We start from the raw sequence: 24,440 nt of genomic DNA on the forward strand, positions 1-24,440 counted from the left end.
GACTCCTGGTCGGACGGTGGCGGGGTCGCCGGGTCACGGGTGCTCGAGCGCCGACTGGCCGCCCACACCGACGGAGAGCTGGGACAGCCCGTCCTCCGGGGCGCCGAGCGGCAGCTCGGACTGCTCGAGCAGGTGCTTGCCGAGCCGGTCCTCCTCGGGCAGCTCGATCGGGTACTCCCCGGTGAAGCACGCCGCGCACAGCCGCGAGGCGGGCTGCTCCGTCGCGGCGATCATGCCCTCGGTCGAGATGTAGCCCAGGGAGTCCGCCCCGAGCGACTGCCCGATCTCGCTCGGCGTCAGGCCGTTGGCGATGAGCTCGGCACGGGAGGCGAAGTCGATGCCGTAGAAGCACGGCCACTTCACCGGCGGGGACGAGATCCGCACGTGCACCTCGGCGGCGCCGGCCTCACGGAGCATCCGGATCAGCGCGCGCTGGGTGTTCCCCCGCACGATCGAGTCGTCGACGACGACGAGGCGCTTGCCGCGGATGACCTCCCGCAGCGGGTTGAGCTTCAGGCGGATGCCGAGCTGGCGCAGGGTGTCCGACGGCTGGATGAAGGTCCGGCCGACGTAGGCGTTCTTCGTCAGCCCCTGACCGAACGGGATCCCGGACTCGGCCGCGTACCCCGTCGCGGCGGGCGTGCCCGACTCGGGCACGGGCATGACCAGGTCGGCGTCCACGGGGTGCTCGCGCGCGAGCACGCGTCCCATCTCGACCCGGGCGGCGTGCACCGGTCGGCCCTGGATGGTGTTGTCCGGGCGGGCCAGGTACACGTACTCGAACACGCAGCCGGCGCGCTCGACCGGGGCGAACCGGGTGGACCGCAGACCGTCGTCGTCGATGCAGATCAGCTCGCCGGGCTCGACCTCCCGCACGAAGGAGGCGCCCACGATGTCCAGGGCGGGGGTCTCGGAGGCGACCACCCAGCCCCGCTGCGTGCGGCCCAGCACGAGCGGCCGGACGCCCTGCGGGTCGCGGGCCGCGTAGAGGGCGTGCTCGTCCATGAACACCAGCGAGAAGGCGCCCCGCAGCCGCGGCAGCACCTCGAGCGCCGTCTGCTCCAGGGTGTGGTCCTCGTCGCCGGCCAGGAGCGCCGTGATGAGCGCGGTGTCGGTCGTGTTGCCGCGGGCCAGCTCGCCCCGGCGCTGGGCGCCGTACCGCTCGGCCACGAGGTCGACCAGCTCGGCGGTGTTGGTCAGGTTGCCGTTGTGCCCGAGGGCGACGGTCCCGGCCGCGGTCGCGCCGAGGGTCGGCTGCGCGTTCTCCCAGGTGACGCCGCCCGTGGTCGAGTACCGGCAGTGGCCGACGGCGATGTGCCCGGCCAGCGCGTTGAGCGCGGTCTCGTCGAAGACCTGGGAGACCAGGCCCATGTCCTTGTAGACCAGGATCTGCTCACCGTTGCTGGTGGCGATCCCGGCGGACTCCTGCCCCCGGTGCTGCAGGGCGTACAGGCCGAAGTAGGTGAGCTTCGCGACCTCTTCACCGGGGGCCCAGACACCGAAGACCCCGCAGGCGTCCTGCGGGCCCTTCTCGCCGGGCAAGAGGTCGTGGTTCAGGCGGCCGTCGGGGCGCAAGGGCATGTGTCGAGTATCCCACACACGTGTCCGGGGATCGCCGCCGCGGTCGTCCCCCGGGACGGCCGCGGCCCGACCGTCAGCGACGTCGCAGGCTGCGCCGGTCGGCGAGCACCGCGAGACCCCCCGCGAGGAGCACGAAGAGGGTCGTCGTGCCCAGCGTGAAGACGGAGACGAAGACGCCCGGCTTGAGCAGGAGGATCTCCTCGTCGACCGCGACGCTCGTGAGCCAGGTGCCGGCGACGACGCCGACCACGAGGCCCACGATCGCGCCGACGGTGAAGAACGCGCGGTAGCGCGGAGCCCGGCGGACCCGGGTGGGGTCGACGAGCAGGTGGTCCTCCGCGTCGTCGTCGGCGACGGCGCCGCCGGACGTCACGCCCTGGTCCGGCCGGGTCTCCTCGACGGCGTCGGGGGTGTCGGCGGGCTGCTCGGGAGAGGTGCTGCTCACCCGACGAGCCTATCGCCCCCGACGACAGCACCCGGTGGCGAACCCGGCGGCCCGGGCGGGCGCGTCGTGAGGGACGCGCCCGCCCGGGCCGCCGGTCGGCTCACCGGCAGGTCAGCCGCCGTGGGTGCCGCGCGCCTCGGCGACACGGTCCTCGGCCCAGGCCGGGGCACCCGGCACCAGGTCCAGCCCCACCAGCAGCGGGTCGTGGTCGGAGGACCGGAACGGCGACTCGTCGTACAGGATGGTCACGTTGTTGTTGTACCGGCTGTACTCGTTCGCGACCGGCTCGTACGCGTTGATGTTCCAGATGTCCGCACCGGCGAGGTCCTCGAGGGCCCCCTCCGAGGCGAGCACGTGGTCCAGCGACCCGACCTGACCGTCGTAGTTGTACGTGTACTTGCCGGTCGTCGGCCCGAGGTCCGTGTAGCCGGCGTCGGCGAGGACCATGATCGGGTCCTCCTGCTCGTAGGCGTTGAAGTCACCCACGAGCAGCACGCGGTCGGTCCGGGCGTCGGACGCGACCTCGTCGGCGAAGTCCACCAACGCCGTCGCCTGCCGCACGCGGGACTCGTTGTTGCGTCCCTGCCCGTCGCCGGCGTCGACGTCACCCGGCCACGGACCGAGCGACCCCTTGGACTTGAAGTGGTTCGTGATGACCACGACGTCGTCCACCGGGGCCTTGTCCTTGCCGCCCGCGGGCTGGAAGACCTGCGCCAGCGGCTCGCGGGCGTTCTGGAACGCCTCGGGGGCGTCGGTGAGGATCCGCGACGCGCCCACCGGCTCGGCACCGGCCGTGCGGTAGATGAACGCGTTGCGGATGACGTCCTCGTCCGCGGGCAGCTCGGCCGGCGAGGGGACGAACGCCCAGGTGCCGGCGCCGTCGGCCGCGTTGAGCGCGTCGACCAGGTCGGACAGGGCCTGGTCGCGGTCCTTGCCGAAGGCGGCCGAGTTCTCGACCTCCTCGAGCGCCACGACGTCGGCACCGAGGCCGCTGATCGCCGCGACGATCTTGGTCTCCTGGCGCTCGAGGTTCTCGGCGTCGGCGGCCCCGCGGGCCAGGCAGCCGGACCGCACGGTGATCGGGTTGCCCTCACGGTCCGTGTAGAAGGAGCAGCCGTCGAGCTGGTCGCCGGTGGTCGTGAAGTAGTTGAGCACGTTGAACGTCGCGACCTGCAGGTCACCGCCCACGTCCTGCGGCGAGGACTCGCGGGTGTTCTCGAACGTCGCCGGCTGGACGCCCGCGGCGTCGTCACCGGTGAGCTGCTGCTGCGGCTGGAAGGACCAGGTGCTGTAGCGGTAGTCGAGCACGACGGGCTCGGTGAACGTCACGGACGCTCCCACCCGCACCGGGTCGGTGCCGTTCAGCCACGGCAGCGGGACGTCGGTCCGCGAGTCGCGGCTGTAGTCCCACGAGGAACCGTCGTCGAGCTGGACGGCCCGGGCGGCGTTGTCGGCGGCCTGCTCGGCCGCCGCGTCCGACCCCGGTCGGCCGGCGGTGGTGGGCTGCACCAGCGGGCCGTCGCCCGCGGCCAGGCCGACCGTGCCGTAGCGGTTGGTCGGGTAGGTGTCGGTCACCGTGAAGTCGCCGGACGGCGCGAGGAGCATGTTCTCCAGCGCCTCACGCTCCTCCTCGGTGGCGGGCCACCCCGTGACCGTCGGCTCGACCGGTGCGGCGGCCTCGTCCAGCACGGTCCAGGACTCGGCGGAGACCTCGGTCAGGCCGTAGTACTCGGTGGCCTCACCGGTCACCTCGACGTGGTCACCCACGGCGACCTCCTGGGCACCCTCACGGGTGTAGACGAACACCGCGTCCGAGGCGCCGGGGGTGGCGTCGTCGGCGGGGTCGCCGCCCGTGCCGGCGGTCTGCAGCATGAACCCGTTGAAGCCGCCGGTCGGGTAGGCCGCCGTGACGACGCCGCGCGTGGTCACGTCCTGGCCGTCGAGCGGGGACGAGTCCCCCGTGCCCTGGATCTCGGCGATCGGCACGAGCTCGGGCTCCGGCTCGGGCTCGGGCTCCGGGTCGGTGCCCGGCGTCGTCCCGCTGTTCTGCGGGGTGGGCTCACCGGTCACGAAGTCCGCCGCGTTGTCCACGGTGTTCTTGTGCTCGACGCGGGCGACCGACACGGCGTTGGACGTCCCGGGCGCGGGACCCGAGCCGAGGAACGTGTTCGCCGAGCCCCAGCCGACCAGGTCGACGAGGTCGGTGACCTCGGCACAGGCGCTGCCGGTGCAGTCGAGACGGTCGGTGGAGCGGACCAGGGCCACCTCGGCGCCGGAGCCGGACATGAAGATGCCGCCCTCGACGTCCGGCGTCGGCAGGTCCGGCTGCGAGTCGTCGTTGCCCGGCGCCTGGGCGACGAGGAAGGACCCTCCGGCCGGGACCTCACCGGTGAGGTCCGTCTGGGAGGACCAGGTGGTCCCGCCGGCGGAGCCGTACTGCACGGACCAGCCGTCCAGGGAGACGGGCTCGTCACCGGGGTTGTACAGCTCGACGAAGTCGCGGTCGTAGGCGCCGCCGTTGTTGCCGCCGCCGCCGTAGACCTCGTCGATGAGGACGGGCGCGTCCACGGACGGCACAGCGGCCGCGGGGAGCGCGGCGACGGACGGGACGGCGAGGGTGGCCGCCAGCACCGCGGCGTACCCGGTACGGCGCGAGGGTCTGGCTGTTGAGGTGCGGGTCACGCTGATCCTCCAGGGCAGGGATGACAGGACGCCCAGCGAAGCAGCATCCTGTGAACCCCAGTTGAACCGCAGGTCACGAGCGTGATGCCGACAGGGGGCGGGTGGCCGCGACAGTAGCGGTCGGCACCGACGAAAGCACGGCGACAGGCCGTGTCGGTCAGCGCTCGCGCGCCGCCTGCAACGGCAGCCACGCGCTGAGGTCGGCGCGTTCCCCCGAGGCGCGGACCCTGCCCGCGGCCGCCGCGTCAGCCCAGCGGCTCCGTCCCGTGGCGAGGCCGAGCCAGGTGTCGACGTCGGTCTCGACGACGTTGGGCGGCGTCCCGCGGGTGTGCCGGGGACCCGGGACGGCCTGGACGGCACCGGCCGGGGGCACGCGGACCTCGACGGCGTTGCCGGGCGCGACGGCGGCCAGCTCCTCGAGGGTGAACCGCACCGCCGTCGTCGTGGTGCGCCGGTCGGCGTCCCCGGCGAGCCAGGACGCGACGGCGGCACGTCCGGTCGCCGGATCGGTCCGTCGTCGCGCAGGCATGGCGACACCCTAGGCCGAACGGTCAGGGCGCGGTGAACAGCACCCGGCGGTCGGCCACCGACGCCTCGGCGAGGGTGACCTTGATCCGCTCGCCCAGCGGGAGCTCGGTGCCCTGGACCCGGGCCCGCACCGCCGGGTCCCGCAGCATCACCTCGCCCCGCCGCAGGCCGTCCGGGCGGGGCTCCCCGCCGTCGTCGACCACCACGGCCTCGAAGCGGCGCCCCACCCGCGGGGCGAGCAGCGCCGCCTCGACGATGTCGATGCACGACCGCTCGAACGCGGCCTCGCGCGCCGTGGCCGCACCCATCGTGCCCGGCAGGTGCGGCAACGCCTCCAGCACCCACCCGGGGACGTCCCGGCCGGCCGACTGGGCGAGGCAGACCTCCGTCGCGTACCGGTCCGCGAGGCGGCGCAGCGGTGCCGTGACGTGGGCGTACTCGGCCCCGACGGCGGCGTGGCGGGCGTCGTCCGGCAGCCCGACCCGCGCCCCGCCGCCGGGCCCCGGGACCCCGAAGGCCAGGTAGCCGGCCCCCCGGAAGAGGGTGGTCGCCTCGGTGAGGAAGGCCGCGTGCGCGGCGCGGCGGGACTCGACCGTGGACAGCAGCTCGCCGTACGGGACGTCGTCGGGCCAGTCGATCCCGAGCGCGGCCGCCGTGCGACGCAGCCGCCGGACGTCCCGCTCCTGGGCGGGCGGCAGCGTGCGCAGCAGACCCACACCGGCCTCGCGCATCAGCCGGGCCGCCGCGATGCCCGTCAGCAGGGAGATCTGGGCGTTCCACGACTCGACGGGCAACGTCCGGCGCAGCTCCAGGTCGAAGGACCCGTCCGCACGCTGCACGACCTCCTGCTCGGGCACGTCCAGCGAGACCCCGCCGCGGTCCCGCTCACGCTGCTGCCGCAGCCGCCCGACGTCGGCCAGGTGCACCAGTGACTCCGGCGCGGTGCCGGAGTCGAGCGCCGTCTGCGCCTCGCCGTAGGTCAGCCGGGCGCGGGAACGGACGACCGCGCGCGTCACCGCGACGCTGCCGATCTCCCCGGAGGAGTCGAGGGAGACGGTCCACAGCACCACCGGCCGGTCCTCCTCCGGCAGCAGGCTCGCGGCACCCTCGGACAGCACGGCGGGGTAGAGCAGGGAGCGGGTGTCGGGGCCGTAGTAGGTCACCCCGCGCCGGTGCACCTCGGTGTCGAGCGCCCCGCCGGGCGAGACGAAGGCCGCGGTGTCCGCGACGGCGTACCGCACGATGTAGCCGTGACCCGAGCTGGCCACGTGGACGGCCTGGTCCAGGTCCTTCGACCCGGCCGGGTCGATCGTCACGAAGCCGATGTCCCGGCGGTCCTGGCGGAAGTCCTTCAGGTCGCCCCGCGCGGCGGCCTCGGCCTCCGCCCGCGCCTCGGCCGGGTACATCGCCGGGAGCCCGATCTCGGCACGCAGCGTCGCCAGCGCACTCCCGACGTCCTCGGGGGTGGCGGACGCGATCCGGAGCTGGCGGATGGGCACGTCACGACGGTAGTGGGGCCCGCGCCTGATCGCGCGGGGAGACAGGAGCCGCGCCGTCGGACACGATGGGAACGCACGCGCACCGCCGCCCGGGCGCTCGCCGCGTGGTTTCGACACGGCCGCGGGCGGCAAAGTATCTTGATATCAAACCATCTCGTCGTCCCCAGGAGCACCTGCGCATGAACACCGAGTCCCGGCCTGCGGCCGGCAAGATCATCTACACGTACACCGACGAGGCGCCCCTGCTCGCCACCTACTCGTTCCTCCCGATCGTCCAGGCGTTCGCGGCGAAGGCCGGGATCGACGTCGAGACCCGCGACATCTCCCTGGCCGGGCGCATCCTCGCCCAGTTCCCCGAGACCCTCGGCGAGGACCAGCGGGTCGAGGACGCCCTGGCCGAGCTCGGCCAGATGGCCACCACGCCCGAGGCGAACATCATCAAGCTGCCGAACATCTCGGCCTCCGTGCCGCAGCTCAAGGCCGCCATCGCCGAGCTCCAGGAGGCCGGCTTCGCGATCCCCGACTACCCGGAGGAGCCGGCCACGGACGCCGAGCGCGAGGCCCGCGCCGCGTACGACAAGGTCAAGGGCTCCGCGGTGAACCCCGTGCTGCGCGAGGGCAACTCCGACCGGCGCGCCCCCTCGGCGGTCAAGAACTACGCCAAGGCGCACCCGCACCGCATGGGCGAGTGGACCGCGGACTCCAAGACCGAGGTCGCCACGATGGGCGCCCACGACTTCCGCTCCAACGAGCAGTCCGTCGTCATCCCGTCGGCGGACACGCTGACCATCCGCCTGCGCACCGCCGAGGGCACGCAGGTCCTCAAGGAGGGGCTGGCGGTCGAGGCCGGCGAGGTCGTCGACTCGACCTTCCTGTCGGTCAAGGCGCTGCACGCCTTCCTCGCCGAGCAGATCGAGCGGGCCAAGGCGGAGGACGTGCTGTTCTCCGCCCACCTCAAGGCCACCATGATGAAGGTCTCGGACCCGATCATCTTCGGCCACATCGTCGAGGCGTTCCTGCCGGAGGTCTTCGAGAAGTACGGCGCCGAGCTCAAGGCCGCGGGCCTGTCCTCGCGCGACGGCCTCGGCGGCATCCTCAAGGGCCTGGACTCGCTCGAGCACGGCACCGAGGTCAAGGCGTCCATCGAGAAGGGGCTGGCCGACGGCCCGGCCCTGGCGATGGTCGACTCCGACCGCGGCATCACCAACCTGCACGTGCCCTCCGACGTCATCATCGACGCGTCCATGCCCGCCATGATCCGCATCGGCGGCCACATGTGGGGGCCCGACGGCGCCGAGCACGACACGCTCGCCGTCATCCCCGACTCCTCGTACGCCGGCGTGTACCAGGCCGTCATCGACGACTGCAAGGCCAAGGGCGCCCTCGACCCGGCCACGATGGGCTCCGTCCCGAACGTCGGCCTCATGGCGAAGAAGGCCGAGGAGTACGGCTCGCACGACAAGACCTTCGAGATCCCCGCCGACGGCACCGTCGAGGTCGTGAACTCCGCCGGCGACGTGCTCACCTCCCACGACGTCGAGGCCGGCGACATCTGGCGCGCGTGCCAGACCAAGGACGCCCCGATCCGCGACTGGGTCGCGCTGGCCGTGCGTCGCGCCCGCGAGTCCGGCGCCCCGGCGGTGTTCTGGCTGGACGAGACGCGTGCCCACGACGCCAACCTCATCGCGAAGCTCGAGCAGTACCTGCCGGAGCACGACACGGACGGCCTGGAGATCCTGGTCATGAACCCGGCCGAGGCCACGCGGTACTCGCTGGACCGCATGCGCGAGGGCCTGGACACCATCTCGGTGACCGGCAACGTGCTGCGCGACTACAACACGGACCTGTTCCCGATCCTCGAGGTCGGCACGTCGGCCAAGATGCTCTCGATCGTGCCGCTGATGAACGGTGGCGGGCTGTTCGAGACGGGTGCCGGCGGCTCCGCCCCGAAGCACGTCCAGCAGCTGCTCGCCGAGAACTACCTGCGCTGGGACTCCCTCGGGGAGTTCTTCGCCCTGGCCGCCTCCTTCGAGCACCTGGCCAAGGCCGAGGACAACCCCCGCGCCCGGGTCCTGGCGGACACCCTGGACCGCGCGACCGAGACGTTCCTCCACGAGGACAAGGGCCCCTCGCGCCGCATCGGCGGGATCGACAACCGCGGCTCGCACTTCTACCTCGCCCTCTACTGGGCGCAGGAGCTGGCGAAGCAGACCGAGGACCCCGCGCTGGCGGAGGTCTTCGGCCCGCTCGCCGAGCAGCTCGCGGCCCAGGAGGCCACGATCGTCGACGAGATGGTCGCGGCGCAGGGCAACCCGGCCGACGTCGGCGGCTACTACCGGCCCGACGGTGACAAGGCCGCGGCCGTGATGCGCCCCTCCAAGACGCTCAACAGCGCGATCGACTCCTTCTGAGTCATCCCGGCTGGTCCCTCAGGGGCCGGCACCCGACGGGTCGGCGCCCCGGACCAGCTGGTCCCTCAGGCGCCGACCCGTCTGAGGAGGTGCGTCGCTACCAGGACCAGCCGCGGGCGCTGAGCTCCAGCTCCTCGCGCAGCCGCTCGTCCTCCGAGACGCGCTCGTCGGGACGCAGCGGTTCGTCCACCACGGCGAGACCGGCGACGCGGCAGGCGTCCCGCAGCATGGCGTCGTAGGCGTCCTGGACGGCCCGCCAGTGGTGGGCACGCGCGTACAGCCCGGGATCCTCGGTGACGGTGCGGAGCTCCTCCGCGAGCTGGCCGAGCCGGATCTGGATGGCGAGGGTGACCAGGGGGTCGGGACCCGCCCGGCGGCGACGACGGCGGGCCACCGCGTCGTGGTGGGCGTCCGAGCGCAGCCAGGATCGCACGGCCAGACCGATGACCACCGATCCGGTCGTCAGCAGGAACACTGCGAACCACGACATCGTGCGCCTCCGAGACACCCATTCTAGTGACCCGTCTCACCGTGCGGCGACCTCGCCGCGTCCCGACCTGCTCCCCCGGCCCCTGGCCCCGGGCTCCGGGCCCCCGGCCCCGGCACCCCGGCCCCCCGTCCGCGAGTCAGGACTGATTCGCGCGAGGGAGTCCTGACTCGCGGGCCCACGGCCTGACGCACGGCGAGGGTTCGGCTCGGCCCGCTGGCGCGATCCCACGACGCGCCCTATTCTGGAATCGTTCCAGAAAAGCGACCGGGTGACCCCCGAGAGAGCGAGGAGCACGATGACCACGCCCGCCATCCATCGCACGACGGACCGTGCCGAGGCCTCCGAGACCCTCACGCGGCACCTGCAGCGTGTCCTCGTGGCGCTCGTCGACCTGCACGTCCAGGGCAAGCAGGCGCACTGGAACGTCACCGGCCGCGGGTTCCGCGACCTGCACCTGCAGCTCGACGAGCTCGTCGACGTCGCCCGGCAGCACAGCGACACGGTCGCCGAGCGGCTCCGTGCCCTGCAGGCCGTGCCCGACGGACGCTCCGAGACGGTGGCCACGTCGACCGACCTCTCGCCCTATCCCGCCGGCCTCGTGTCCGTGACCGACACCGTGGACGCCGTCGTCGAGCGCGTCGCCCAGGTCGCGGAGGTCGTGCGCGAGGTGCACGACGACGTCGACGCGGCCGACCCGACGTCGGCCGACCTGCTGCACGAGATCATCCACGACCTGGAGAAGCAGGCCTGGATGATGTCCTCCGAGAACCACGAGGTCTGACTCCCCGTCCAGGTCGCGTCCCCGTTGTGGGGATGAAAAATGCAGGTCCCCGTCTCGGGGACCTGCATTTTTCATGCCCACAACCAAGGGGCGACGGGAGGGGTCAGCCGAAGAGCCGCGGCAGCGTGCCCTCGTGGGCCTCGCGGGCCTCGTCGAGCGCGATCTCGAAGGAGTCCTCGCCGAAGGTCACGGACACGGTGTCGCCACCGGTCCGGCCCAGACGCACGACCGGCACCCCGGCACCCTCGGCGAGCGCCACGACCTCGGCCTCGCGCTCCGGCGTCACGGCCACGAGCGCCCGGGCGGTCGACTCGCTGAACAGCGTCGCGAACGGCGTCACCGCGTCCCGCGCAGCGACCTCGTCGAGGGAGACCGCGACGCCCACGCCGTAACGCAGGGACGCCTCGAGCAGGGACTGCGCGAGACCGCCCTCGGACAGGTCGTGCGCCGCCGTCGCGGCACCGGCGCGGCGCGCGGCCACCAGGACCTCGGCGAGCGAACGCTCGGCCGCCAGGTCGACCCGCGGCGGCAACCCTCCGAGGTGCTGGTGCTCGACGTCGGCCCAGGCGGAGCCGTCCAGCTCGTCGGCGGTCGTGCCGAGCAGCAGCACGGACTGGTCCGCGGCACGCCACCCGGACGGCAGCGCCGTGCGGACGTCCTCCAGCACGCCGAGCACGCCGACGACGGGCGTGGGGTGGATGGCCGAGTCGATCTGCCCGGCCTCCCCGGTGCCGTTGTACAGGGACACGTTGCCGCCGGTGACGGGCACGGCGAGCTCCTGGCAGGCGTCGGCCAGCCCCTCGATGGCCTCGACGAGCTGCCACATCGAGTCCGGGTGCTCCGGGGACCCGAAGTTGAGGCAGTCGGTCACCGCCAGCGGGGTCGCCCCGGTCGTGGCGACGTTGCGGTACGCCTCGGCCAGGGCGAGCTGCGCACCCGCCCGCGGGTCGAGCTTGCCGTACCGCCCGTTGGCGTCGGTGGCCAGGGCGACGCCCAGACCGGTGCTCTCGTCGACACGCACGACACCGCCGTCGTCGGGCTGGGCGAGCGCGGTGTTGCCCTGCACGAAACGGTCGTACTGGTCGGTGACCCAGGCCGGGGAGGCCAGGTTCGGGGAAGCCAGCAGCCGCAGCGCGGTCGCGCGCAGCTCGGCACCCGTGACCGGTCGCTCGAGGCCCAGCCCGACGACGGAGGCCGCCTGCAGCTCGTCCTGCCAGGCCGGCCGCGCGTAGGGACGCTCGTAGACCGGACCCTCGTGGGCCACGGTCTTCGGGTCGACGTCGACGATCCGCTGCCCGTGGTGGTCGATGGTCAGGCGGCCGGAGCCGTTGACCTCGCCGATGACGGAGGTCTCGACGTCCCAGCGGCCCGTGATCGCGAGGAACTCCTCGAGCTTGTCCGGCCGCACGACGGCCATCATCCGCTCCTGCGACTCCGACATGAGGATCTCGCCGGCGTTGAGGGTGGGGTCGCGCAGCAGGACGTCGTCGAGGTCGACGTGCATGCCGCCGTCACCGTTGGACGCGAGCTCGGAGGTCGCGCAGGAGATGCCGGCCGCGCCGAGGTCCTGGATGCCCTCGACGACGTGCGCGGCGTACAGGTCCAGGCAGCACTCGATGAGCACCTTCTCCATGAACGGGTCGCCGACCTGGACGCTGGGCCGCTTGGCCGGCACCCCGTCCTCGAAGGTCTCCGAGGCGAGGATGGACGCGCCGCCGATGCCGTCGCCGCCCGTGCGCGCGCCGAAGAGGATCACCTTGTTCCCGGCACCCGAGGCGTTGGCCAGGTGGATGTCCTCGTGGCGCAGCACGCCCAGGCACAGGGCGTTGACCAGCGGGTTGCCCTGGTAGGAGGGGTCGAAGACCAGCTCACCGCCGATGTTCGGCAGCCCGAGGGAGTTGCCGTACCCGCCGACGCCGGAGACCACGCCGTGCACGACGCGTGCGGTGTCGGGGTGGTCGACCGCGCCGAAGCGGAGCTGGTCCATCACGGCGACCGGGCGTGCGCCCATGGAGATGATGTCGCGCACGATGCCGCCGACACCCGTGGCCGCGCCCTGGTAGGGCTCGACGAAGGAGGGGTGGTTGTGCGACTCGACCTTGAAGGTCACGGCCCAGCCGTCGCCGATGTCGACGACGCCGGCGTTCTCCCCGATGCCGACGAGCAGATGGCGCTTCATCTCCTCGGTGACACGGTCGCCGAACTTGCGCAGGTGGACCTTGGAGGACTTGTACGAGCAGTGCTCGGACCACATCACCGAGTACATCGCCAGCTCCGCCGCCGTCGGGCGACGCCCGAGGATGTCGCGGATGCGTTGGTACTCGTCGGGCTTCAGGCCGAGCTCGCCGAACGGCAGGGCCTCGTCAGGGGTGGCGGCGGCGTTGTCGACGGTGTCGAGCGTCGGACGGGGGGTGGCAGCCTGGGCAGCGGCGGTCATCAACTTCCCTCGGGTCGCACGGGATGCTCGGGCCGAGCGTCCGCCAGTCTACCGGCGCGCCGCGAGGCCTCCCGGGGTCGCCCCCTCGTCGCCCCCGGCCGCTGCGGCGGCCGCCGCGTCCTCCGGCTCGTCCACCTGGGCGGCCAGCCCCAGCAGGAAGTCGCGCACGGCCCCGCGGCAGTGCTCCGGCACCTGCCGGGCGACCTCGAACATCTCGCGGTGCACCCGGGTCAGCCGCTCGCGGACCTCCTCCTGCGCACCCTCCGTGGCCAGGACGACGAACGAGCGGCGGTCGTGCGGGTGCGGCTGCCGCTGCAGGCGCCCCGTCCGGCTGAGCCGGTCGAGCAGCTTGGTGGTCGAGGCGGTGGAGATCTCGAGGTACTCGGCCAGGCCGCGCGGGGTCACGGGTTCGCCCCGCCGCTGGGCGGCGATGACGAACCGCAGCGCCCGCAGGTCGGTGACGTTCATGTCCATCTCGCGGCTCGCCCGCTGCCGCATCACCTCGTCGGAGCGGCGGAAGACCCGGACGGCCTCGAGCAGCTCGCGGGCCGCCGCGTCCTCGTCGCCGTACCAGTACGGCGACGAGGTGGAGAGGGAGGAGGTGCTCACGACACCCACTGTACCTAGTTCGGCTAGCAAGAATCTTGCTAGGCTAGCCACATGCCAGGCCACGGACTGACCGAACCCACGTCGGACGCCGCCGAGGATGCCGACTCCGCCTACGACGACGTCGCGTACCGCAGCGCCGCGGTGGTGATCGATCGGTACTCCACGTCCTTCGGGTGGGCGTGCCGGCTGCTGGGCCCCGAGGTGCGCGACCACGTGCGTGCCGTCTACGCCCTGGTCCGGGTCGCCGACGAGATCGTCGACGACATGGCAGCACCCCTGAGCCTGGACGAGCGCGCGGCGCTGCTCGACGAGCTCGAGCGCGAGGTCGACGCCGCCGTGCGCCGCGGCCGCAGCACCAACCTGGTGGTGCACGCCTTCGCCGTCACGGCACGGAGGTTCGGCATCGGCGCCGACCTCACGGCGCCGTTCTTCGCCTCGATGCGCACGGACCTGACGGTGAGGGAGCACGACGCCGACAGCTTCGCGCGCTACGTCTACGGGTCGGCCGAGGTGGTCGGGCTGATGTGCCTGCGCGTCTTCACCGGCGGCGACGAGGCCGCGTACGGTCGGCTCGCACCCGGTGCCGCCCGCCTCGGGGCGGCGTTCCAGAAGGTCAACTTCCTGCGCGACCTCGCCGACGACCTCGACGACCGGGGCCGCGCGTACTTCCCCGACTACGACGTCGACTTCGACGACTCGGTCCGCGACCGCCTTCTCGACGACATCGACGCCGACCTCGCCACGGCCTCGGCGACGATCGTCGAGCTGCCCCGGTCGAGCCGCGTCGCCGTGCGCGCCGCCCACGACCTGTTCGCCGAGCTCTCCCGCCGGCTGCGCGCCACGTCCGCGGACGAGCTGCGCACGCGCCGGGTCCGGGTGCCCGACGCCGTCAAGGGCCGGCTCGTGCTCTCCGCCATGGTCCGTGAACGCCGGAAGGTGGCTGTCGCGTGAAGGTCGTCGTCGTCGGGGGCGGCATCGCCGGGCTCGCCACCGCCGGGCTCCTCGCCCGGGACGGGCACGAGGTCGAGCTGCTCGAGCGGCACGAGACGCTCGGCGGCCGCGCCGGGTCGTGGGAGCGCGACGGCTTCCGGTTCGACACGGGTCCCTCGTGGTACCTCATGCCCGAGGTCTTCGACCACTGGTTCGACCTCATGGGCAGCTCGACGGAGGCCGAGCTGGACCTGCGCGCCCTGGACCCGGCGTACCGGGTCTTCCACGAGGGGCACCGGGACCCGCTCGACGTGCGGCGTGACCGCGCCGCCAACCTGGCTGCCTTCGAGACCGTCGAACCCGGCGCCGGGGCGCGCCTGGATCGGTACCTGGACGAGGCCCACGAGGCCTACGACATGGCGCTGGACCACTTCCTGTACACGACCTTCGCCTCCTGGCTGCCCCTGGCCGACCGTCGGGTCATCACCCGCGCCCACCGCCTCCTGCCCCTGCTGACCCGCTCGCTCGAGTCGCACGTGGGCCGGCGGTTCGAGGACGTCCGCCTGCAGCAGGTCCTCGGCTACCCGGCGGTGTTCCTCGGATCCTCCCCGGACCGCACCCCCGCGCTGTACCACCTGATGAGCGCCCTGGACCTGGACGGCGGCGTCCGCTACCCGGCCGGCGGGTTCGCCCGCCTGATCGACGCGGTCGCCGGGCTGTCCGAGCGCGCCGGCGCACGAATCCGGACCGGTGCGCACGTGACGGCGGTCACCACGGCCGCCGGCGAACGGCCCGGCGGGCGCGGCGGCGTCCCCGGTCCCCGCCGACCCCGCGCGCACACGACGGGCGTGCGCTGGCGCGACGCCTCCGGCCTGGAGCACCACTCCGCCGCGGACGTCGTGGTCACCGCCGCGGACCTGCACCACGTCGAGCAGGACCTGCTGCCCGCACGCCTGCGCAGCCAGCCCGAGCGCCGGTGGCGGCGCGGTGACCCCGGGCCCGGCGGCGTGCTGGTCATGCTCGGTGTCCGTGGCCGGATCCCCGAGCTCGCGCACCACTCCCTGTTCTTCACCGCCGACTGGCACGAGAACTTCGGGGCCATCGCGGACGGCCGGGTCCCGGACCCGGCGTCGCTGTACGTGTGCGCCCCCTCACGCACGGACGACACGGTCGCCCCCGCCGGCGACGAGAACCTGTTCCTCCTCGTGCCCGTGCCGGCCGACCCAGGGCTGGGGCGCGGCGGCGAGGACGGCACCGGGGACCCGCGGGTGGAGGCGATCGCCGACGACGCGATCGACCGCGTGGCCGCCTGGGCGGGCGTCCCGGACCTGCGGGACCGGATCGCCGTGCGCCGCACCGTCGGCCCCGGGGACTTCGCGGCGGACCTCGCCTCCTGGTCGGGCGGGATGCTCGGCCCGGCCCACACGCTGTCGCAGAGCGCGATGCTGCGGCCCGGGAACCAGTCGCGGCACGTGACCGGGCTGCTGCACGCCGGCGGCACGACGATCCCCGGCATCGGGCTGCCGATGTGCCTGATCAGCGCCGAGCTCGTGGTCAAGCGGCTCCGGGGGGACACGTCGGCGCGCCCGCTGGACCCCTCCCCGGGGGACGTCGCACGATCGCTTCCCTGACCCATCTGCCGGGCCATGAACAACTCATGGCACGAGTGACGTACCGGCGTGAACCGGGTCACATCTTGTTCACTCGTTGACACGCTTTCTCCGGAGTGGAGACCGTGTTTTGATGCGCGCGTGGAACACCTTCGACCCTTTGCCCCCGAAGCCTTCGAGTACGGGCTGGCGGCGTGGTCGTGGCTCGGCCTCCGGGGCAAGAACCCACGCTTCGCCACCGTCTTCGGCGACGTCCTGCTGGAGTCGTTGGAGGGCTGGTGGTTCCTCGACACCGTCGAAGGGACCCTCGAGCTGCGGTGGCACACGGCCGTCGAGCTCTCCGCCGAGCTGGACTCCCCCGAGGGACGTCAGGAGCTCCTGCTCGAGGACCTCGTGCTGGAGGCCGCCGAGCACGGTGTCGTGCCCGCTGCGGACGAGGTGCTGACCTTCATGCCGCACCCTGCGCTCGGCGGGCGGCTCCGCGGCGACCGTGCCGTGCCGGTCCGCCTCGAGCTGGCGCTGCGGATGTGCGGCGAGGTCCACCAGCAGGCACGGCGCGCCGCGGCGCCGGAACCCTCACCGCTGCTGCTCGGTCACAGCCTCTCGGTCTCCGCCCGGTCCGGCCTCGGGGACGCCCTGCCCCGGCTCTGACCCCTTGTCCCGGTCGGCGTCACGCAGTCGGTATCGACTTGTGACCCGATCGGCCCCTCCAGCGGATGCGTCCTCGCCGTGGATGACGTGTGCTGGTGGAGACGCGGTTGAGGCGGACCGCGGAGAAGGGTCGGAAACTGATGAAGAAGGTGCTCCTCGCGGGCGGAGCCGTCGCACTGGGCGACGGTGTCCTGCTCGGTACGACGATCGCGCTCGGCTGGACCGTGGTCGCGATCCTCCTGGTGGGGGCCGGCATCGCCGGTGCCACCCTGGTCGCGGCGGCGACACCGGCGCCACGGGCGCCGGTCCGTCCGTCGACCGTCACCCTGGGCCTCCCGTTGCGCGACCCGGTCGCCACGGAGAGCGCCGACGAGGCCGACGCCGTGGCGACGACGGGCATCGTGCCCGAGCCGCAGGTCGCGGAACCCGCAGCGGTCGCCGCCTGACCCCAGCGGACGACGCCCCCGGTCACCTGGTGACCGGGGGCGTCGCGTCGTCGGGTCGGCTCAGCGCGAGGACTTGCGCAGCGCCTTCTCGCTGACCGGGGCGGCACCGCTCGCCCGCTGCGCGGCGTAGTACGCGCGGGCCTCGGACTGCCGCTCGGCCTCGGCGCCGGACGAGATCTTCGCCCGCAGGTGCTCCTGGCCGTAGCCGAAACCGTCCACCAGGTCGACCGCGTGCGGGCGCAGCCGACGCAGCAGCCGGTCGACGTAGGCGGTGACGGTGCGGGCGCGCTGGTCCGACAGACGTCCGTTGAGCAGGTACCACGCCATGTTCCGCTCGATGACCGTCAGGCCGAAGACGTCGCGCACCCAGGTCATGATCCGGCGGGTGCCCGGGTCCTTGATCTCCGTCAGGGCCGTGGTGAAGGCCTCCCAGCGCAGCAGGTCGGCGTGCGCCTTGGCCGCCTCGACCAGCGCCACCTGGTTCTCGTCGACGATGCGCGCCGCCTTGGCCGGCTCCGCCTTCTGGGCGGGCCGCAGCGCCATCGCGACGTCCTCGACCATGGTGGCCACGCGGTCGGCGAGCAGCTCGCGCTGGGTCTCCGGGTCCCGCAGGTGACCGGCGGCCCGGCGGGGGTCGCCCACGTCGGCGATCGCCTGGGAGACGCGGCGCAGCCCCGTCCGGTCCAGCGCCGCGCCGGTGGCCCGCTCCACCACGAACCGTGCCATGCCGGCCGGCGTCTTGGTGGCGCCCTTGACCTCGCGGCCGTAGTCGGCGACGAGTCGACGGGCCACGAGCTGCTGCAGGACGGTGTTGTCCCCCTCGAACGTCGCGTACACGTCGAGGTCGGCGTGCAGGGAGGTGATCCGGTTCTCCGTGAGGAACCCGGCGCCGCCGCAGGCCTCGCGGCACTCCTGCAGGGTGTCGAGCGCGAACCGGGTAGAGGTCGACTTCAGGGCGGCCGCCGTCGTCTCGAGGTCCTCGCGCCGCTCGGGGGTGTCGTGCTCGCCCGAGAAGACGTCGTCGAACAGGTCGAGCAGCCGCTCGTTGGCGAAGTGGCCCGCGTACGCCTCCGCGATGGCGGGGAACAGCCGGCGACGGTGCGTGGCGTAGTCGAGCAGCACGGTCTCCTCGGCGCCGGCACCCGCGAACTGACGCCGCTCGGCCGCGTACTTCACCGCGATGGCGAGACCGATCTTGGCCGCGTTGACCGCGGAGCCGTCCAGCGAGACACGGCCCTGGACGAGGGACCCGAGCATCGTGAAGAAGCGGCGGCCCGGGCTCTCGATCGGCGAGCTGTAGGTGCCGTCGGGCGCCACCGAGCCGTAGCGGGCGAGCAGGTCCTCGCGCGGCACGCGCACGCCCGAGAAGTGCAGCCGGCCGTTGTCGATACCGCGCAGACCGCCCTTGAGGCCGTCGTCCTCCCCGCCGACCCCGGGCAGGAACTCCTGGGTCTTCGGGTCACGGATCGGCACGTAGAAGCAGTGCACGCCGTGGTTCACACCGTTCGTGATCAGCTGGGCGAACACCGTCGCGGCCGTGGCGTGCAGGGCCGCGTTGCCGAGGTAGTCCTTCCACGCCCCGCGGAACGGGGTGTCGATGACGAACTCCTGGGTCTCCGGGTCGTAGGTGGCCGTCGTGCCGATCGCCGCCACGTCGGAGCCGTGACCGGTCTCGGTCATCGCGAAGGCCCCGGGCACCGTGAGGTCCATGGCGTCCGGCAGCAGCCGGTCCTGCTGCTCCGGGGTGCCCAGGTGCAGGATCGCCGCGGAGAACAGACCCCACTGGACACCGGACTTGATCTGCAGCGACGGGTCGGCCGCGACCAGCTCGGAGAAGCAGGCGAGGTTGGCGCCGGGCTGGTCCAGGCCACCCATCCGCTCCGGGAAGGCGAGCCACGACAGCTTGCTGCCGCCCTCGACCATGACGCGCATCTGCGCGAGCACGCGCTCGCGGTGCTCGGCCGGGGTCAGGGACTCGTCCTTGTGGAACTGGGGGTCGCCGGCGCGCTCGCGCGCCTGCCGCCGCCACTCGGGCCACCGGCCCAGCAGCAGCTCGGAGACCGCCTCGACGTCGAGGCGCACGTCCTCGTCACGAGGCGCGGAGGTGCGGTCGCGGTCGGGGAGGATGGCCGGGGACTGGTCGGACGTCGTCGTCATCAGGACTCCTGCTTCTCGAGGTGGCGGGACGGCTCGGCGCCGCCGGTGGCGTCGTGGTGGAGCACGCCGACGGGCCCGTTCCAGAGCCAGGTGGTGACCTGGTCGGTCAGGTCGTCGCGGGTCTGACCGTCGGCGCGGGTGTGTCCGAGCCACCACTCCCCCGCACCGCGGACGAAGCCGACGGCACCGGCGGCCCAGGCGGCCGCCGTGGTCGGGGGGACGTGGACGGCCCGGGCGAAGGGCTCGGCGACCAGGGTGATGACCGAGTCGAGGTAGGCACCCAGCGCCTCGGGGCGGGCGGTGCCGTCGTCGGGCTCGTTGCCCCCGAGCGCGGTCCGGGTGACGAACCAGTAGACCTGGGGCGAGCTCTCGATGGTCTGCAGGTAGGTGCGCACCATGGCACGCAGGGCGGCGTGCGGCGTCGGCGCCTCCGCGGCGGCCTCCGCGAGCAGGCGGTGCATCCCCTTGACCACGGACTCGGCCACGGCGAGGCGCAGGCCGGCCTTGTCGTCGAAGTAGCGGTAGTAGATCGACTTCGACGTGCCGGCCATCGCGGCGATCTCGTCCATCGACGCGCCGGGGCCGATCTCGTGGATCGCCCGGCGGGCCTCACGCACGAGCGAGGTCCGCCGCTGGGCACGATGATCGTCCCATCGGGTGGACCGTCCGTCCGGCCGGGTGGCACGTCCGTTCGTCGCGACCGTCATCGGTCACCCCCTGTGACTCGTCTCACGGGACTGAGAGTATCAGGTACTGTGAGTACTACTTGAAACCGTCGAGTGTAAGGAAGCACACAGTGGCCACTCGCCAGACCGCCCGAGCCCAGTCCGCCGGTTCGGCACAGGCCCCGCGCGACGCCGTCGTCGTCGGCGCCAACCGCATCCCCTTCGCCCGTGCCGGGAAGAAGTACGCCGACGCCTCCAACCAGGAGATGTTCACCGCCGCCCTCGAGGGCCTCGTCGCCCGCTACGGGCTGCAGGGCGAACGCCTCGGCGAGGTCGTCGGCGGAGCCGTGCTGAAGCACTCCCGCGACTTCAACCTCATCCGCGAGTCGGTGCTGGGCTCGTCGCTCTCGCCGAACACGCCCGCGTACGACCTGCAGCAGGCCTGCGCCACCGGGCTCGAGGCGACGATCACCATCGCCAACAAGATCCGCCTGGGTCAGGTCGACTCCGGGATCGCCGGCGGTGCCGACACGATCTCCGACGCACCGGTCGCCGTCAGCGAGGGGCTGCGCCGCGCCCTGCTGGAGGCCGGGCACGCCAAGACCTGGCAGGCGCGCGCCAAGGCGCTCGCCCGGATCCGCCCCGCCGACCTCAAGCCGCTCACCCCCGCCACCGACGAGCCGCGCACCGGCCTGTCCATGGGTGAGCACCAGGCGATCACGACCGCCCGCTGGGGCATCAGCCGCGAGGCCCAGGACGAGATCGCCCTGGCCAGCCACCACCACCTCGCCGAGGCCTGGGACTCCGGGTTCTTCGACGACCTGGTCACCCCGTTCCGAGGCCTGTCCCGGGACGACAACATGCGCCCCGACAGCTCGGCGGAGAAGCTCGCCGGTCTCAAGCCCGTCTTCGGCCGCTCGCTGGAGACCCCGGCCACGATGACCGCCGGCAACTCCACCCCGCTGACCGACGGCGCCTCGACCGTGCTGCTCGGCTCGCGGGAGTGGGCCGAGTCCCACGACCTGCCGGTGCTCGCGCGGTTCGTCGACGCCGAGACCGCCGCCGTCGACTTCGTGCACGGCCGCGAGGGTCTGCTGATGGCCCCGGTGCACGCGGTACCGCGCCTGCTGGCCCGCAACGGTCTGACCCTCGAGGACTTCGACTTCTTCGAGATCCACGAGGCCTTCGCCTCCACGGTGCTCACCACCCTGGCCGCCTGGGAGGACGCCGACTACGGCAAGAACGAGCTCGGCCTGTCCGGCGCGCTCGGCACCGTGGACCGCAGCAAGCTCAACGTGCGCGGCTCCTCGCTCGCCGCCGGCCACCCCTTCGCCGCGACCGGCGGGCGGATCGTCGCCACCGCGGCCAAGCTCGTGGCCGAGAAGGCCGCCGAGACCGGCAAGCCGGCACGGGCCCTGGTGTCCGTGTGCGCCGCCGGCGGCCTCGGTGCCACCGCCGTCCTCGAGTCCGCCTGAACCCGGAAGGAGACCCCGTGACCGACCGCTACACCCAGGCCGTGAACTCCGGGTTCACGAAGACCCTCGCCACGAAGCTGGGGCTGCCGCGTCCCGCGCTCCTGCGCCGCTACCGTGCCGGTGACCCGCTCACCGTGGGCCCCGTCCTCGTCGTGTCCGACGGCGCGTCGAAGGCCGACGCGGACGCCCTGGCCCAGACGTTGCTCGGCTGGGACCTCGACGTGCGGCGCGACCCCGGCGACGACGTCCGGTTCGGCGCCGTCGTCCTCGTCCTGACCGAGACGGCCCGCCCCGGCGACGCCTCCGAGGCCGTGCTGGCCACCGGGTCCGTGCTGCGACGGCTGGCCGGCAACGGCCGGGTCGTCACCGTCTCGCGGGCTGCCGCCGAGGACGACGCCCCGGCGCTGTCGGCGGCCCGGAACGCCGTCGACGGGTTCCTGCGCTCGCTCGCCAAGGAGCTGCGCGGCGGCGCCACCGGCAACGGGATCGTGCTCACCGACGACGCCGCGGTCGACCAGACGTCCGTGCTGGCCACGCTGCGGTTCTTCCTCTCCGCGAAGAGCGCCTACGTCGACGGCCAGCTCCTGCGGGTCGGCCCGGCGAAGGCCGGAGCACCCGCCGCGGACCTGACCACGGACCGTCCGCTGGCCGGGAAGGTCGCCGTCGTCACCGGCGCCGCCCGTGGCATCGGCGCAGCGATCGCCCGCACGCTCGCCCGTGACGGCGCGACCGTCGTGTGCGTCGACGTCCCGGCCGCCGGCGAGGGGCTGGCCCGTACCGCGAACGCGGTCGGCGGCACCGCCCTGCAGCTCGACGTCACGGCGCCCGACGCCGGCCAGCGGATCCTGCTGCACGCCCGCGAGCGCCACGGCGGGCTCGACATCGTCGTCCACAACGCCGGCATCCTGCGCGACAAGCTGCTCGCCAACATGAAGCCGGCGCAGTGGGACGCGGTGATCGCGGTCAACCTCGAGGCCCAGCTGCAGATCAACGAGACGCTGGTCCAGGCCGGCCTGGAGAACCTGCACGTCGTGTCCCTGGCCTCCACCTCGGGCATCGCCGGGAACAAGGGCCAGACGAACTACGCCTTCTCCAAGGCCGGCGTCATCGGGCACACCCGGGCCACGGCACCGCTGCTCGCCGAGCACGGCGGCACCGCGAACGCGGTCGCCCCCGGGTTCATCGAGACCGACATGACGGCGTCGATCCCGATCGCCACGCGGTCCGTGGCACGGCTGCTGCCGACGCTCTCCCAGGGCGGCGAGCCGGTGGACGTCGCCGAGGCCGTCGCCTTCCTGGCCTGGCCCGCGACGGCCGGCGTCAACGGTCAGGTCCTGCGGGTGTGCGGACAGCACATGGTGGGCCAGTGACGGCGGCGCCCCCGCGCACGGCCGACGGCCGCGAGCTGCGCGTCGAGACCCAGCCGAGCCTCCCCGGGCTCGGCGGGCTCTACGCGCGGGGCGCGGCCGCCTCGGGCCTGATCGCGGCCGGCCGCGCGCTGCCGTCGATCCCGGGCATCGGGGAGGCCCGCGGATCGGAGACCCGGGCGGACGCCTCGGACGGGGACCTCACCCTGCCCGACGTGGCCTACCGCGTCGGTGGGGTGCGCACCGACGACCTCGAGCGCCACCTGCACGACTACCAGCGGCTGGTGCACGAGCCGGTGGGCAACACGATGCCGGCCGGCTACCTGCACGTGCTCACCTTCCCGCTGACGACCGGGATCATGGTGCGCAACGACTTCCCGCTGCCCCTGCTCGGCATGGTGCACCTGGCGAACCGGGTCGAGCTGCGCGGGCCGGTCACGGTCGGCGACGTCCTCGAGGTGCGGGCGTGGGCGGAGAACCTGCGTCCGCACCGGCGCGGGGTGCAGGTGGACCTCGTCGCCGAGGTCCGCCGCGACGCCGGCGACGAGACGGAGCCGCCCGTGTGGCGCGGTGTCTCGACGCACCTGGCCAAGGGGTACTTCCTCGAGGACGGCGACGGCGCGTCGGAGGCCGACCGGCCGCGCGGGGAGTGGACACCGCCCCTGCCCACCGGCCGGTGGGTGCTGGGGCCGGAGACCGGCCGTGCCTACGCGGCGGTGTCCGGGGACCGCAACCCCATCCACATGTCGGCGCTGTCGGCCAAGGCGTTCGGCTTCCCGCGGGCGATCGCGCACGGGATGTACTCCGCGGCGCGGGCGCTGGCCGACGTCGGCCCCGGGCGCGGGGACGCGTACCGGTGGACCGTGGAGTTCGCCAAGCCCGTGCTGCTGCCCGCCACCGTGGACGTGGCGATCACGCCCGAGGAGGGCGACGGGGCCGGGTTCTCCTACGTGGGATGGAACGCCCGCAAGGGGCTGCGGCACTTCTCCGGCGAGGTCACGCCGCTCTGAACGGCCCCCCGCCGGAGTCGGCACGTCGGCGGGCCCGAGGCGCAGCGCCTGCGCTGCCTCGGGCCCGCGACGTCGGGGTCACGCGACGACCGGCTGCTGCTCCTGCAGCTCGGGACGGTCCCGGAGCCGCCACAGGAACACCAGGAACCAGATCAGGACGACGAACGTCAGCGCGCCGAGGAGGAGCACCACCGCACCGGCGCCCACGAGCCAGCCGGTGGTCCCCGGCGTCGGGCCGGCCGAGAGCAGCACGGGGCTCGATCCGAGCCCCAGGGCGACCACCGTGAGCGCGACGTCCGTCGCCCGCAGGATCCGGGCGTGCCGGACCACCTGTGGCTCGTGCGCCAGCACGCGGGCGATCCCCGTGCAGATCGCGACGACCACCACCGTGAGCGCGAGCGTCTCGACCGCCCCGAGCACGGAGACGACGCCGGCCCCGACCGTCAGGCCGGGGACGAGCTGGACGATCGATCCGAGCCCGCCGAGCACCGCACCGACGGCGGCGACCGCAAAGGCCCGGTCGCGGACCGCGAGGAGCCGCAAGGCCTTCACCACCAGGATCCAGCCGATCAGGTCGACGACGACGTCGAACCCGTCGAAACGCAGGTCGAGAACGACGATGACCAGGCCCCCGACGACGATCTGCAGCGGTCTCATGCGGCGGAG

Annotated in this window: 20 protein-coding genes; 9 read left to right on the top strand and 11 right to left on the bottom strand. The window is 73.2% G+C overall.

Going from position 1 to position 24,440, the window contains the following annotated elements:
* Positions 1-33: 33 nt before the first annotated feature.
* The 5 genes from purF to Q6350_RS02505 form a co-directional block, all read right to left on the bottom strand.
* The gene (gene purF, locus Q6350_RS02485) at positions 34-1,581 is read right to left on the bottom strand and encodes an amidophosphoribosyltransferase (RefSeq protein WP_171246545.1); all 1,548 of its coding nucleotides are present in this window, start codon (positions 1,579-1,581) and stop codon (positions 34-36) included.
* A 73-nt stretch (positions 1,582-1,654) separates the two neighbouring features.
* Complete coding sequence (locus Q6350_RS02490) at positions 1,655-2,026, bottom strand: hypothetical protein (RefSeq protein ID WP_171246546.1); 372 nt, start codon at positions 2,024-2,026, stop codon at positions 1,655-1,657.
* 111 nt (positions 2,027-2,137) lie between these two features.
* Positions 2,138-4,708, bottom strand: coding sequence for an ExeM/NucH family extracellular endonuclease (locus tag Q6350_RS02495; protein ID WP_305064989.1), 2,571 nt, complete (start codon positions 4,706-4,708; stop codon positions 2,138-2,140).
* Between the two features lie 157 nt (positions 4,709-4,865).
* The gene (locus Q6350_RS02500; RefSeq protein WP_171246548.1) at positions 4,866-5,237 is read right to left on the bottom strand and encodes a sterol carrier family protein; all 372 of its coding nucleotides are present in this window, start codon (positions 5,235-5,237) and stop codon (positions 4,866-4,868) included.
* A 22-nt stretch (positions 5,238-5,259) separates the two neighbouring features.
* Positions 5,260-6,735 carry an RNB domain-containing ribonuclease gene (locus Q6350_RS02505; RefSeq protein WP_304602707.1) on the bottom strand — a complete coding sequence of 492 codons (1,476 nt, stop codon included), beginning with the start codon at positions 6,733-6,735 and terminating at the stop codon, positions 5,260-5,262.
* Between the two features lie 179 nt (positions 6,736-6,914).
* Between Q6350_RS02505 and Q6350_RS02510 the strand changes: the two genes are divergently transcribed.
* A complete protein-coding gene (locus Q6350_RS02510) occupies positions 6,915-9,146 on the top strand; it encodes an NADP-dependent isocitrate dehydrogenase (protein ID WP_304602708.1) in 2,232 nt (743 codons plus the stop codon).
* Positions 9,147-9,243: 97 nt separating this feature from the next.
* Here the strand turns inward: Q6350_RS02510 and Q6350_RS02515 are convergent, their stop codons facing one another.
* Positions 9,244-9,636 carry a hypothetical protein gene (locus tag Q6350_RS02515; protein WP_304602709.1) on the bottom strand — a complete coding sequence of 131 codons (393 nt, stop codon included), beginning with the start codon at positions 9,634-9,636 and terminating at the stop codon, positions 9,244-9,246.
* A gap of 295 nt (positions 9,637-9,931) precedes the next feature.
* On the opposite strand from Q6350_RS02515, the gene Q6350_RS02520 reads away from it, so the two are divergent.
* Entirely contained in the window at positions 9,932-10,417 is a 486-nt protein-coding gene (locus Q6350_RS02520; RefSeq protein ID WP_369810796.1) for a Dps family protein, read from the top strand.
* Between the two features lie 103 nt (positions 10,418-10,520).
* Here the strand turns inward: Q6350_RS02520 and purL are convergent, their stop codons facing one another.
* Both purL and Q6350_RS02530 read right to left on the bottom strand, forming a co-directional pair.
* Positions 10,521-12,854, bottom strand: coding sequence for a phosphoribosylformylglycinamidine synthase subunit PurL (gene purL, locus Q6350_RS02525; RefSeq protein ID WP_304602710.1), 2,334 nt, complete (start codon positions 12,852-12,854; stop codon positions 10,521-10,523).
* 48 nt (positions 12,855-12,902) lie between these two features.
* Positions 12,903-13,463, bottom strand: a complete 561-nt coding sequence (locus Q6350_RS02530) for a MarR family winged helix-turn-helix transcriptional regulator (RefSeq protein WP_304602711.1) — start codon at positions 13,461-13,463, stop codon at positions 12,903-12,905.
* Between the two features lie 51 nt (positions 13,464-13,514).
* On the opposite strand from Q6350_RS02530, the gene Q6350_RS02535 reads away from it, so the two are divergent.
* The 4 genes from Q6350_RS02535 (at position 13,515) to Q6350_RS02550 (ending at position 17,100) form a co-directional block, all read left to right on the top strand.
* On the top strand, positions 13,515-14,414 hold the full coding sequence (locus tag Q6350_RS02535) for a squalene/phytoene synthase family protein (protein WP_171246876.1): 900 nt from the start codon (positions 13,515-13,517) through the stop codon (positions 14,412-14,414).
* Positions 14,411-16,024 carry a phytoene desaturase family protein gene (gene crtI, locus Q6350_RS02540; RefSeq protein ID WP_305064995.1) on the top strand — a complete coding sequence of 538 codons (1,614 nt, stop codon included), beginning with the start codon at positions 14,411-14,413 and terminating at the stop codon, positions 16,022-16,024. Before Q6350_RS02535 ends, crtI begins: the two co-directional genes overlap by 4 nt.
* 120 nt (positions 16,025-16,144) lie before the next feature.
* Entirely contained in the window at positions 16,145-16,654 is a 510-nt protein-coding gene (locus tag Q6350_RS02545) for a hypothetical protein (RefSeq protein WP_305064997.1), read from the top strand.
* A 140-nt stretch (positions 16,655-16,794) separates the two neighbouring features.
* The gene (locus Q6350_RS02550) at positions 16,795-17,100 is read left to right on the top strand and encodes a hypothetical protein (protein WP_304602714.1); all 306 of its coding nucleotides are present in this window, start codon (positions 16,795-16,797) and stop codon (positions 17,098-17,100) included.
* 60 nt (positions 17,101-17,160) lie between these two features.
* On the opposite strand, the gene Q6350_RS02555 is transcribed toward Q6350_RS02550, so the two are convergent.
* The gene (locus tag Q6350_RS02555; RefSeq protein WP_305064999.1) at positions 17,161-19,257 is read right to left on the bottom strand and encodes an acyl-CoA dehydrogenase; all 2,097 of its coding nucleotides are present in this window, start codon (positions 19,255-19,257) and stop codon (positions 17,161-17,163) included.
* Positions 19,257-19,964, bottom strand: coding sequence for a TetR/AcrR family transcriptional regulator (locus Q6350_RS02560; RefSeq protein ID WP_171246881.1), 708 nt, complete (start codon positions 19,962-19,964; stop codon positions 19,257-19,259). Before Q6350_RS02560 ends, Q6350_RS02555 begins: the two co-directional genes overlap by 1 nt.
* A gap of 89 nt (positions 19,965-20,053) precedes the next feature.
* Here Q6350_RS02560 and Q6350_RS02565 point away from each other — a divergent pair, with 89 nt between their 5' ends.
* The 3 genes from Q6350_RS02565 to Q6350_RS02575 are packed head-to-tail and all read left to right on the top strand — an operon-like array spanning position 20,054 to position 23,774.
* Positions 20,054-21,397, top strand: coding sequence for an acetyl-CoA C-acetyltransferase (locus Q6350_RS02565; protein WP_304602716.1), 1,344 nt, complete (start codon positions 20,054-20,056; stop codon positions 21,395-21,397).
* Between the two features lie 17 nt (positions 21,398-21,414).
* Positions 21,415-22,767, top strand: coding sequence for a 3-oxoacyl-ACP reductase (locus tag Q6350_RS02570; RefSeq protein ID WP_305065003.1), 1,353 nt, complete (start codon positions 21,415-21,417; stop codon positions 22,765-22,767).
* A complete protein-coding gene (locus tag Q6350_RS02575) occupies positions 22,764-23,774 on the top strand; it encodes a MaoC/PaaZ C-terminal domain-containing protein (RefSeq protein ID WP_305065005.1) in 1,011 nt (336 codons plus the stop codon). Before Q6350_RS02570 ends, Q6350_RS02575 begins: the two co-directional genes overlap by 4 nt.
* Positions 23,775-23,852: 78 nt before the next feature.
* On the opposite strand, the gene Q6350_RS02580 is transcribed toward Q6350_RS02575, so the two are convergent.
* A complete protein-coding gene (locus tag Q6350_RS02580; RefSeq protein WP_305065007.1) occupies positions 23,853-24,431 on the bottom strand; it encodes a hypothetical protein in 579 nt (192 codons plus the stop codon).
* Between the last annotated feature and the right edge of the window lie 9 nt (positions 24,432-24,440).

The sequence above is a fragment of the Isoptericola sp. b515 genome, from assembly GCF_030588125.1.
In the GTDB taxonomy this organism is placed as follows: domain Bacteria; phylum Actinomycetota; class Actinomycetes; order Actinomycetales; family Cellulomonadaceae; genus Isoptericola; species Isoptericola sediminis.

Excerpts from the sequence above, each read along its gene's own strand:
- purF (WP_171246545.1), bottom strand. The coding sequence starts at position 1,581 with ATGCCCTTGCGCCCCGACGGCCGCCTGAACCACGACCTCTTGCCCGGC.
- Q6350_RS02500 (WP_171246548.1), bottom strand. The coding sequence starts at position 5,237 with ATGCCTGCGCGACGACGGACCGATCCGGCGACCGGACGTGCCGCCGTC.
- Q6350_RS02510 (WP_304602708.1), top strand. The coding sequence starts at position 6,915 with ATGAACACCGAGTCCCGGCCTGCGGCCGGCAAGATCATCTACACGTAC.
- Q6350_RS02515 (WP_304602709.1), bottom strand. The coding sequence starts at position 9,636 with ATGTCGTGGTTCGCAGTGTTCCTGCTGACGACCGGATCGGTGGTCATC.
- Q6350_RS02520 (WP_369810796.1), top strand. The coding sequence starts at position 9,932 with ATGACCACGCCCGCCATCCATCGCACGACGGACCGTGCCGAGGCCTCC.
- purL (WP_304602710.1), bottom strand. The coding sequence starts at position 12,854 with ATGACCGCCGCTGCCCAGGCTGCCACCCCCCGTCCGACGCTCGACACC.
- Q6350_RS02535 (WP_171246876.1), top strand. The coding sequence starts at position 13,515 with ATGCCAGGCCACGGACTGACCGAACCCACGTCGGACGCCGCCGAGGAT.
- Q6350_RS02550 (WP_304602714.1), top strand. The coding sequence starts at position 16,795 with ATGAAGAAGGTGCTCCTCGCGGGCGGAGCCGTCGCACTGGGCGACGGT.
- Q6350_RS02555 (WP_305064999.1), bottom strand. The coding sequence starts at position 19,257 with ATGACGACGACGTCCGACCAGTCCCCGGCCATCCTCCCCGACCGCGAC.
- Q6350_RS02560 (WP_171246881.1), bottom strand. The coding sequence starts at position 19,964 with ATGACGGTCGCGACGAACGGACGTGCCACCCGGCCGGACGGACGGTCC.
- Q6350_RS02580 (WP_305065007.1), bottom strand. The coding sequence starts at position 24,431 with ATGAGACCGCTGCAGATCGTCGTCGGGGGCCTGGTCATCGTCGTTCTC.